Origin of the sequence: Halomonas sp. GFAJ-1 (assembly GCF_000236625.2) — a bacterium.
GTDB lineage: Bacteria > Pseudomonadota > Gammaproteobacteria > Pseudomonadales > Halomonadaceae > Vreelandella.
Window position 1 is genome coordinate 44,117 of the sequence record NZ_AHBC01000001.1, and the last position, 10,011, is coordinate 54,127.

Consider the following 10,011-nt stretch of genomic DNA (forward strand, 5'->3'; position numbering starts at 1 on the left):
CCTTTTGATAGGGTGTTTCTTGGGGAACGCCACTATTAATGTTATGTTATAACATAACTATTAATTGGAGCGTCACGAATGAATTTCCCTTTGAAGAAAGGGCCCATGCGCCTGAATAATCACCTTGATGATGTTGCCAGTTCAACGTCGTCACATTGCGGCACGTTAAGTTGGGTCGGCATGGAGGGGATTGCCCTACCGCTGCAAGTAGCAGGGCAAATGATCGCTGCTAGAGCTTCAGCAGGTGTTAGTCTGGATGATCCTGAGGCACGTGGAATTCACATGTCACGCCTTTATCTGGCACTGGCCGAGCTGGAACATCAAGAACTGTCACTGGCCAATATCCGTTCAGTACTAGATACCTTTCTAAATAGCCATCTAGGCCTTTCAGAGCGAGCGTTTATTGATCTCAATGGTGAAGCGCTATTGAGACGCCCAGCTTTGATCAGCCCACTGTCAGGGTGGAAAACTTACCCCTTTGCGTTGCGCTGTCGGCGCAATGCCACCGGCTTGCAATCAATACTTGAAGTCAGCGTTGGCTATTCATCTACCTGCCCCTGCTCCGCTGCTCTGTCGAGGCAATTAATCCAACAGGCGTTTGAAGAAGACTTCAACGATATACCGGTCGATCGCGAAGCAGTCCATGCGTGGTTGGGTAGCGACCAAGCCATCCTAGCAACACCGCATAGCCAACGCAGTCATGCCCATCTTACGCTGCGCTTGACCCCCGACATTGACGAAATGCCGTTCCTTGCTGTCATTGACAGGATTGAAAAGACCCTGGGTACTGCCCTGCAGACCGCTGTTAAGCGTATTGACGAACAGGCATTTTCTTTGGCCAATGGCCAAAATCTAATGTTCTGCGAGGACGCCGCCCGGCGATTGCATAACATGCTGAGCAACCAACCGACTATCGAAGGCTTTTCCCTACGCGTGGTGCATGCTGAAAGCCTCCACGCCCATGATGCTGTGGCCCGCAGTGAATGGAACTGGGAGACCCAACCATGAGTATCTGGTTAACCCTGGAAAATGCCGAGCGTGGTGAACGCCGGCCACTAGCAGCGGTGATCGACGCCATTCCATGGAACACCGACGGATTGATCACCGCCATCGCCCAGCAGCACGACAGCGGTGAGGTACTCATGCTGGCCTGGATGAACCGCGAGGCGTTACTCGAAACGCTAACGACTGGCCAAGTGTGCTACTGGTCACGCTCACGGCAGACCCTGTGGCGCAAGGGTGAGAGCTCCGGTCATCGCCAACGGCTGGTCGAGGCACGACTAGACTGCGACGGCGACGCAGTGCTGATACGAGTTGATCAGCAAGGGTCCGCTTGCCATACGGGGCGCCCCAACTGCTTCTACAACGCCATTCGCAACGAGACGGTTGAGGTCATTACCGCGCCGTTGAGCCATTGATATATAAGCCGTCAAACGACTAACAGGGCATGACGCCACAGGAGCCAGATGCAACTTTTCAACACCCTGACGCGCCGCCGTGAGTCTCTGCGCACTGAGCAACCGGATCGCGTAACGCTCTATGTCTGCGGCCCCACCGTTTATAACTATGCGCATATTGGTAATGCGCGCCCGGCAGTCGTGTTTGACCTGTTATCACGAATCCTGCGCCACGATTATGAACGGGTCATTTACGCGCGTAACTTCACCGATGTGGACGACAAAATTAACGCGGCTGCCCAGGCGGCGGGCGTGCCAATCGGCACGGTCACGGAACGCTACATCGCTGCCTATCACGAGGACATGCAGGCGCTGGGGGTACTATCACCAGACCTAGAGCCCCGAGTCACTGAGCATATCGCTGATATCGTCTCGCTGATTAAGACACTTATCGAGCGTGGGCACGCCTATGAAGCGCAAGGACATGTGCTGTTCCACGTCTGCTCTTACCCAGAATATGGCGAACTATCCCGCCGCCAACCAGACGATATGCTCGCAGGTGCTCGAGTAGAGGTCGCCCCTTATAAACGCGACCCGATGGACTTTGTATTGTGGAAGCCCTCTTCCTCCGAGCAACCAGGCTGGGAAAGCCCTTGGGGTCGAGGACGACCCGGCTGGCACGTGGAGTGTACGGCCATGATAGGCAAACACCTCGGCCACACTATCGACATACATGGCGGCGGCCAGGATCTGATTTTTCCCCATCATGAAAATGAGATTGCCCAGGGCACCTGCGCCCACGGTGCCCGCTACTGCCATACCTGGGTACACAACAGTTTTGTGACCGTCGATGGTCAGAAGATGTCCAAATCCCTCGGTAACGTGCTGCTAGTGCGCGACCTGCTGGCCGAGGCTCCTGGCGAAGCAATTCGCTTGGCGCTGCTCTCTACCCACTACCGCCGTCCGTTGGACTGGAATGCCGAACGTTTAACCCGTGCGCGGCGTACGCTAACCCACCATTACCAAGCCCTGGCCGAGGTGGAAACGCTCGATGTTGGTAGCAATATCCAACCTGATAACGCTCTGCTCGACGCGCTGCGCCGTGACCTCAACGTTGCTGAAGCGCTCGCCCGCTTACAGCAGCTAGTTGAAGCCTTAAAAAACGCTGAGAACGATACCCAGCGCGCTGATGCCAAGGGGCGTGTGTTGGCATCCGCCAAGCTACTTGGCCTACTTCAGCAGCTACCCAGCAAAGCCCTGAAAGCGCTTTCGCCCGAGCGCTCAGGCTTGTCGGTCGCGCGTATCGACGCGTTGATCGCCGAACGTGAAGATGCTCGTCAGCAACGCGATTTCAACCGCGCCGACAGCCTGCGGGACGAGCTTCTCGAACTTGGCATCGAAATTCGCGATACGCCGAATGGCGCACACTGGCAGCCACGAGAAGACATCGCTGACAAGCATTAACGCCTGTCACCAGCAAATCGAATATTCACGCCACAACCATTTACTACGAGTAGTCACATCATGACCGATACGCCCGTCACTGCCCCCGACAAACATCTCACTATCACCTTGCCGGATAAGCGCCAGCTAACGCTGGCGTCGCCTACCTGCGTGGCTGAGATTGCGGCAGCTATTGGTCCCGGCCTGGCTCGCCAGGCGCTGGCAGGCCGCATCAATGGGCAATTGGTAGACGCCTGTGACCCCATCACCAGTGATGCTCACATACAGGTCATCACTCCCAACGACCCCGAAGGGCTGGAGATCATCCGCCACTCCTGCGCCCACTTGGTCGGGCATGCCGTTAAGCAGCTTTACCCAAGCGCCGAGATGGTTATTGGGCCCGTTATTGATGACGGCTTCTATTACGACATCGCCTATGAGCGCCCCTTTACACCTGAAGACTTGCAAGCCATCGAAACGCGTATGAAAGCTCTGATCGGCCAAGAGTACGATGTCGTCAAACAACGCGTACCCCGCGACGAAGCCCTGGGTATCTTCCGCGAGCGCGGTGAGCGCTACAAGCAGCAGCTAATCGACGAAATGCCTAATGAACAGAGCCTTGGTCTCTACATTCATCAGGAGTACGTGGATATGTGCCGTGGCCCCCACGTACCCAATACGCGTTTCCTAAAACACTTCCAACTGACCAAACTCTCCGGCGCCTACTGGCGGGGCGATGCCCGCAATGCCCAGCTGCAGCGCGTCTACGGTACTGCCTGGGCTGATCGCAAGGCACTTAAGGCCTACCTTAAACGCCTGGAAGAAGCAGAAAAGCGTGACCACCGCCGCCTGGGGCGCCAGCTAGGGCTATTTCACTTTCAAGATGAAGCCCCCGGCGCCGTTTTCTGGCACCCCGACGGCTGGACAGTGCTACAGACACTGATTGCCTATATGCGCCGCCGCCAGCAAAACAGCGGTTATATCGAGGTCAACACCCCCGATATGATGGACCGTAGCTTGTGGGAGACCTCCGGCCACTGGCAGAACTACCAGGAGCACATGTTCACCACCCAGACCGAGGATGGCCGCTCGCTAGCGCTCAAACCCATGAACTGCCCGGGCAGTGTGCTGCTTTTTCGCCACGGTCTAAAAAGCTACCGCGACCTCCCCATTCGCATGGGAGAGTTCGGCAAGGTGCATCGCTACGAACCATCGGGTTCGCTACATGGGCTGCTGCGAGTGCGCCACTTCACCCAAGATGATGCCCACATTTACTGCACTCCCGAGCAAATGAACGACGAGTGCCGGCGGGTGGTAGCGCTAGTACTCGACATTTACCGCGAATTCGGCTTCAAAGACGTACGCCTGAAACTTTCCACTCGACCAGAAAACCGCATGGGAAGCGAGGCCGTATGGGATCGCCTTGAAGGTGCGCTGACTGCATCCCTGGAAGCGATGGGTCTGGACTACGAACTCAACCCTGGCGAAGGTGCGTTCTACGGCCCCAAACTGGAGTTCGTGCTGCGCGACGCCATCGGTCGCGACTGGCAGTGCGGCACCTTGCAGGTGGATATGAACCTGCCTGAGCGTTTTGGGCTCGACTATATCGACGAGCATGGCCAACGCCAACGCCCGGTGATGCTGCACCGCGCACTGTTTGGCTCATTAGAGCGCTTTCTCGGCATTCTTATCGAGCACCATGCGGGGAAACTGCCCGCATGGCTGGCACCGCAGCAAGCTGTCATTATGTCGATCACCGAATCCCAGGCCAACTATGCCAACACCCTAGCGGAAGCGCTGTGTGGTGCGGGGATTCGTGCCAAAGCTGATGTACGCAATGAAAAGATCGGCTACAAAATCCGCGAACAGACGCTTCAGCGAATTCCTTTTTTGCTGATCGTCGGCGGCCGTGAGACAGAAGAAGGCAACGTCACCCTACGCCATCGTGATGGCACTGATCTCGGCACTTTACCCGTAGATGAGGCGATCGCTCAATTAACAGAGCACAGCCGTGCCCCCGACATTGATGCCCAGCGCCGCGAGCAAGCCAGTCGCTTACAAAGCTTGCACTCACCGGCATCCACAGAGGAGACCTCGGCATGACTACCACTGACGACATCAGTTCGCGGCTAACCCGCCGCCACGCTGACCTGCTGGTGCTCAACGGCCAGGTGGTCACACCGGCTGGCATCGAACGCCTGGATATCGCCTGCTTGGGCGGGCGTATCGTTGCGTTGGGGGAACTACGCGCTTGCTGGACGGCTGTCAACATCCTGGAGGCCGTGGGCCTGCACGTCCTGCCTGGGGTTATCGACACCCAAGTGCATTTCCGTGAACCCGGGCAAACTCACAAGGAGACCATCGAAGCAGGCACACGCGGTGCGGTGCTTGGCGGTGTTACTGGGATTTTTGAGATGCCCAACACAACGCCGCTCACCCTTACACCAGGGGATCTACAGGCCAAGTTCGACCTTGCTCAAGGCCGCGCCTGGTGCGACTACGCTTTTTATATAGGCGGCTCGGCGGTCAATGCCGAGCGCTTAGCCGAACTTGAACGGCTAACCGGCTGCGCTGGTGTCAAAGTCTTTATGGGCAGCTCGTTCGGCGACCTGCTGGCCGATGACGATGCCGTTTTACGGCGTATTTTGCGTCACGGCCAACGGCGTATGGCCGTGCATGCCGAAGATGAAGCCCGGCTTCGCGATCGCCGCGCCCTGGTCGACGCCAGCGGCGACGTGTGCGACCACCCACACTGGCGTGATCCTGAAAGCGCGCTGATGGCGACTAAACGCATTGTAGAGATGGCCAATGAGGTCGGGCGACGACTTCACGTACTGCATGTATCCACTGCCGACGAAATGGCCTATCTCGCTCACCACAAGCACCGCGTCAGCGTCGAAGTCACCCCTCACCACCTGACACTCTGCGCACCAGAGTGCTACCAGCGCTTGGGCAGCTTGGCGCAGATGAACCCACCGGTACGCGATGGCACTCACCGTCAGGCACTTTGGCAAGCCATTCGCGACGGCGTAGTCGACGTGATCGGCAGCGACCACGCCCCGCATACCCGAAGCGAAAAATCCAAGCCCTACCCCAACTCTCCCAGCGGCATGACCGGTGTGCAGACCTTGGTGCCGATTATGCTCGATCACGTCAGCAAAGGGCGTTTGAGCCTGCAGCGGCTAGCCGATCTCACCAGCGCAGGGCCAGCTCGGCTATTTGGTATTGAAGGAAAAGGGCGCATTGCACTAGGCTATGATGCTGACCTTACTCTGGTCGACCTAAATACCGAGCGCCTGATCACTAATGAGTGGATCGCTAGCGTTAGCCGTTGGACGCCTTACCACGACAAACCAGTCACCGGCTGGCCGATAGCCACCGTGGTGCGCGGCCAAGCGGTGGTACGTGATGGCGCCCTAATAGGCAGCCCCCAAGGGCAACCCATGGCATTTTTAGACGTGCCTAATTCTCACGCTGGAACATAGACGCAAAAATAGTTTCAAAGGCAAGCACAGGCCCCTTTAAGGGGGCACATAAGTTAATCAGCCAGGAGTCAACACCATGCCTTTACTCGATAGTTTTACCGTTGACCACACGATAATGAATGCCCCAGCCGTGCGAGTTGCCAAAACCATGAACTCGCCCTCCGGCGATACCATCACCGTGTTCGATTTGCGCTTTAGCAAGCCCAATGAAGACATGATGGGTGAAAAAGGGATCCACACCCTAGAGCACTTATTTGCCGGTTTTATGCGCAATCACTTAAACAGTGACAGTGTCGAAATTATTGATATTTCGCCGATGGGCTGCCGTACGGGGTTTTATATGAGCTTGCTGGGAAGCCCAAGCGAAGAAAGCGTGGGCAATGCGTGGCTGGCCGCCATGCGCGATGTCTTAGCGGTGAAGCGAATGGAGGAGATTCCAGAGCTCAACGAGTTTCAGTGCGGCACCTTCGTTATGCACTCGCTAAACGATGCTCAACAGATCGCTCAGAGCATTATTGATCAAGGTATTGGGATCAATAAAAACGATGACATTGCCCTCAGTCCTGAGCGGCTAGAAGCATTGGGTAATGACGTTAAATAACAGCCTAAGGCGGACAACAGCTTAAGCTGTTGTCCAGTGCGTCCTTTTTGGTTTTAACGAATAACCGTCACAGGGCCGTGATCGTCACAGTGATCACCGTGAGGATGATGTAAGTGGCCATCGACTAAGTAGTCTACATGGTCGCCATGGGGAATGGCTTCGTGGCCGCAATCTGGGCCGTGTACGTGGTCCGCATCATGACCTGCACATTGATGATTAGGTGTGCACGCATCAGGGTTTTTGTCCGACACTTCAATCGCATGCTCATCAACATGATCGCCATGAGAGTGGTGCAGTTGACCATCGTGCAAGTAATCAACATGGCCATCATGCTCAATTTGCGTATGGCCGCAATTCGGGCCGTGCTCATGCGGGTGGTTTTGATGAATATTGCAGCTCATCGTTGTCTCCTTGGATAGCATAGCCAAATAAAGATGATAGTAGGTATTACACGGATGCTTCGACCTCTTCATCGGCATGGGCCAGCGCGTTTTCAATCAACTCAACAACATGCTGATCGGCCAAGCGATAGTCAAGATGCCTCGCATCGCGGCGTCGGACTGTATCCGGCTCCTCAATCAAAAGCTTCGCTGAAGGATTCAACATCGGTGGATAATCCTTGCCCATGGCAACGGTAGCGCCTTACGCAGTACCTCTACCTGACCCCAAATGTTGCGCGCCTTCTGGAACCGTCGTTCCAGCCATTTAATCCAACAGCGCTCCACTCAATATCGGAATGCCTACAGTGATTTGAGGTGTTAATTTTTGTTAGACTGTATATCTAAAATTCGCGCCTGCTGCACTACCCGGAATGTCCGTTTTGGGTCGTTACCAACTAGCGGCTACCATTCAAAACTCTTCAGAGGACAGTATCTGAAAGAATAAAGGATGCCAGTTCCCCCTTACGAGCTGTATCAGTGAAGTTTTTGAGGGAATTGAGCCATGGAAGCGAGTATCATAAAAACGACTTACGAAGAGAGAGCGTCCAGAGAAGTCTATTTCTATTCTGTGAGAGCCAAAATCAAAGTATGGGCCGAGGTATGGGCTGGCTAAATTTCAGACACAAAAAAGCCGCTGAAATCAGCGGCTTAATCGTAATATATGGCGGAGGGACAGTCCGCTTACGTCCATTTAAAAACAATAGCTTAAATAGATTTTTATTTTTACCCAACACCCCACCCAACATAAAAAAAGGCGCTTGGATGCGCTTCTATGCTACGTGATGCAATGATTTTCAAGCCTAGAAACTAATCACGATACCTACAGAAATTGCCATCACCACTGATATCACCTCTTCCTTATAATGACATTCAGCCAAAACTCGTCTTCCCGTAAGGAGCGGCGGTCTGCTGTCTTCCAAAGCTTAACCACATCTACTTTAAGTGGAGATACCACAAAGGATGTGAAACGCTCCTCGTTTAAATCAATGAAATGCCGCCCGTCCTTGTCACGCTCCTGACTGCCCCACTTAAACGAGCAATACATCACACCACTGGATTTGAGAGAGCTTACAAGACGCTCCACAGCGTCAGGCAATTGATCGGCAGTCAGGTGAAGTAGCGAAGCACACGCCCAAACCGCATCAAAGTACTCCTGCCATGTTATTTCATGGAATGGTAAGCAGTGCGCACGTTGCCCGATATGCGTAGAAGCAAGATCACAAAGGGTTTGAGATGCATCAATGGCTGTGACCACATAACCTTGATCCTTAAAGTTTTTGGCATCTCGCCCTGAACCACAGCCCGCATCCAAGATACGACCACCTGGGGGCACATAAGGTAGAAATTCCTTATACAGTGGCGACATATCCACGTTGACCGTGGATGCAAAAAACGCTGCCGCATGCTGATCGTAGAAATTATTCATATTTTAAAACATTGGATCATCTAGTGGCTCAGGCTCCCATGTGTGTATTAGGATCGATTTTGCTTGGTTATAGCAGCTTTGAAGAAACCTGCGTCGTGCAGGTTCATCTTTTCCGGTCTGCAGAATAAGCGTTTCTCTAAGTGGGTGATGGCTTGTAATTAGATATTCATTGCGTTGGTGCAAGCGTGCCAGCAAATTCAGTGATGGCAATCTAGCTAATTTTCCGCCACTACCACGATTGCACTCCTGGCTTGATAAAACCAAATTCCAGACCCCATCAAGGTTGGGAATGATGCTCTTGTCTTTCAGTGTGTGTGGGAAAAAGTGATCTACATCCGCCCTTTCGGCATTCCCCGAACAAATGCTAATTTTTTTAAACGAGTAGAAACACCGCCCTTTTTGATAACCGTTGAGCGCATCCCTGCAAGAGGTAATATTGACGCGCCTATGCACCTGGTTAGTAAAAAGCAATTCATTTTGAGCATCATGCTGAACAGTGATGAGGTTCCGAGATAGATTCATCGACCAAGCGCTTTCTACCAATCGCCAACGTGCTTCGGTCTCGTCGTAAAGCGAACCTGGCTGCTGCTCTCTAAACAAAGAATAAAAATTATCCGTCAAGCGAATACCACTATTTTGGCGTCGCTCGTCTATGAAAAAACGCTGAGGCAAATCGCCACTGTTTACGTTATGAAAGGCATCGATCACGTTTGTAAAGCCGAGCTTTACAGTCGTATTTATTAAAGAAACTTTGGTGGTCTCTCCATGATTAAATTTTCGGCATTCATCCAGAAACCGGCTGCTCGATGAGGTGGCCTGCTTGTCGTTACCCTGAAGATGCTCACAGATATGCTTGGCATAGGGCACGGCCAGTTGTTCCAAGGTAACTAATTCATGGTCACTTGGGGATAGGTCAATGAGAGCTTTAGACAGAGCAAACTTATATGAAGCGACATTTCGGCCAAAAAGAATAACTGAACGCCAGTAGTTTTCGAGTGTTGGTTCCGATGTATAGAAATCCATTTCGTCTCCACGAAAAACGTTGTAGAAGATTCACTAGCTCATCCAACATCAACAACTGAATCGCCCCAGGTTTCGTAGACACCTCCAGGCCTTATACTAAAGGTATCTAGGAGGAACCATGAGCTATCCCCGCTACACTGAAGAATTCAAAATCGAAGCCGTCAAGCAGGTGGTAGAGCGCGGCCATCGCGTGGCC

General features: G+C 53.5%; 11 protein-coding genes. 7 read left to right on the plus strand and 4 right to left on the minus strand.

Annotation, left to right across the window (positions count from 1 at the left end; translation table 11 throughout):
• The first annotated feature begins 105 nt into the window (after window positions 1-105).
• From folE2 to luxS, 6 genes are all read left to right on the plus strand, one after another.
• Window positions 106-1,008, plus strand: a complete 903-nt coding sequence (gene folE2 / locus MOY_RS00220; protein WP_009095180.1) for a GTP cyclohydrolase FolE2 — start codon at window positions 106-108, stop codon at window positions 1,006-1,008.
• The gene (hisI, locus tag MOY_RS00225; protein ID WP_009095181.1) at window positions 1,005-1,418 is read left to right on the plus strand and encodes a phosphoribosyl-AMP cyclohydrolase; all 414 of its coding nucleotides are present in this window, start codon (window positions 1,005-1,007) and stop codon (window positions 1,416-1,418) included. The genes folE2 and hisI overlap by 4 nt, the downstream gene beginning before the upstream one ends.
• A gap of 48 nt (window positions 1,419-1,466) precedes the next feature.
• On the plus strand, window positions 1,467-2,861 hold the full coding sequence (cysS, locus tag MOY_RS00230; protein WP_009095182.1) for a cysteine--tRNA ligase: 1,395 nt from the start codon (window positions 1,467-1,469) through the stop codon (window positions 2,859-2,861).
• Window positions 2,862-2,921: 60 nt separating this feature from the next.
• A complete protein-coding gene (gene thrS, locus MOY_RS00235) occupies window positions 2,922-4,943 on the plus strand; it encodes a threonine--tRNA ligase (RefSeq protein WP_009095183.1) in 2,022 nt (673 codons plus the stop codon).
• Window positions 4,940-6,325, plus strand: coding sequence for a dihydroorotase (locus tag MOY_RS00240; RefSeq protein WP_009095184.1), 1,386 nt, complete (start codon window positions 4,940-4,942; stop codon window positions 6,323-6,325). Before thrS ends, MOY_RS00240 begins: the two co-directional genes overlap by 4 nt.
• Before the next feature lie 76 nt (window positions 6,326-6,401).
• Complete coding sequence (luxS, locus tag MOY_RS00245; RefSeq protein WP_009095185.1) at window positions 6,402-6,926, plus strand: S-ribosylhomocysteine lyase; 525 nt, start codon at window positions 6,402-6,404, stop codon at window positions 6,924-6,926.
• 53 nt (window positions 6,927-6,979) lie between these two features.
• Here luxS and MOY_RS00250 read toward each other — a convergent pair whose 3' ends face one another.
• From MOY_RS00250 to MOY_RS17445, 4 genes are all read right to left on the minus strand, one after another.
• Window positions 6,980-7,327, minus strand: a complete 348-nt coding sequence (locus tag MOY_RS00250) for a hypothetical protein (RefSeq protein WP_009095186.1) — start codon at window positions 7,325-7,327, stop codon at window positions 6,980-6,982.
• Window positions 7,328-7,373: 46 nt separating this feature from the next.
• Window positions 7,374-7,532 (minus strand): hypothetical protein, encoded by a 159-nt coding sequence (locus tag MOY_RS17230; protein WP_009095189.1) that lies wholly within the window; start codon window positions 7,530-7,532, stop codon window positions 7,374-7,376.
• Window positions 7,533-8,213: 681 nt separating this feature from the next.
• On the minus strand, window positions 8,214-8,792 hold the full coding sequence (locus MOY_RS00255) for a class I SAM-dependent methyltransferase (protein WP_009095190.1): 579 nt from the start codon (window positions 8,790-8,792) through the stop codon (window positions 8,214-8,216).
• Window positions 8,793-8,795: 3 nt separating this feature from the next.
• Window positions 8,796-9,815 carry an HNH endonuclease domain-containing protein gene (locus tag MOY_RS17445; RefSeq protein ID WP_009095191.1) on the minus strand — a complete coding sequence of 340 codons (1,020 nt, stop codon included), beginning with the start codon at window positions 9,813-9,815 and terminating at the stop codon, window positions 8,796-8,798.
• A gap of 118 nt (window positions 9,816-9,933) precedes the next feature.
• Between MOY_RS17445 and MOY_RS17695 the strand changes: the two genes are divergently transcribed.
• The coding region (locus MOY_RS17695) for a transposase (protein WP_035539617.1) at window positions 9,934-10,011 on the plus strand (78 nt) is incomplete at its 3' end.

Coding starts and splice junctions, on each gene's coding strand:
- MOY_RS00240 (WP_009095184.1), top strand. CDS start 4,940: ATGACTACCACTGACGACATCAGTTCGCGGCTAACCCGCCGCCACGCT.
- MOY_RS17230 (WP_009095189.1), bottom strand. CDS start 7,532: ATGTTGAATCCTTCAGCGAAGCTTTTGATTGAGGAGCCGGATACAGTC.
- hisI (WP_009095181.1), top strand. CDS start 1,005: ATGAGTATCTGGTTAACCCTGGAAAATGCCGAGCGTGGTGAACGCCGG.
- MOY_RS17445 (WP_009095191.1), bottom strand. CDS start 9,815: ATGGATTTCTATACATCGGAACCAACACTCGAAAACTACTGGCGTTCA.
- folE2 (WP_009095180.1), top strand. CDS start 106: ATGCGCCTGAATAATCACCTTGATGATGTTGCCAGTTCAACGTCGTCA.
- MOY_RS00250 (WP_009095186.1), bottom strand. CDS start 7,327: ATGAGCTGCAATATTCATCAAAACCACCCGCATGAGCACGGCCCGAAT.
- luxS (WP_009095185.1), top strand. CDS start 6,402: ATGCCTTTACTCGATAGTTTTACCGTTGACCACACGATAATGAATGCC.
- thrS (WP_009095183.1), top strand. CDS start 2,922: ATGACCGATACGCCCGTCACTGCCCCCGACAAACATCTCACTATCACC.
- cysS (WP_009095182.1), top strand. CDS start 1,467: ATGCAACTTTTCAACACCCTGACGCGCCGCCGTGAGTCTCTGCGCACT.
- MOY_RS00255 (WP_009095190.1), bottom strand. CDS start 8,792: ATGAATAATTTCTACGATCAGCATGCGGCAGCGTTTTTTGCATCCACG.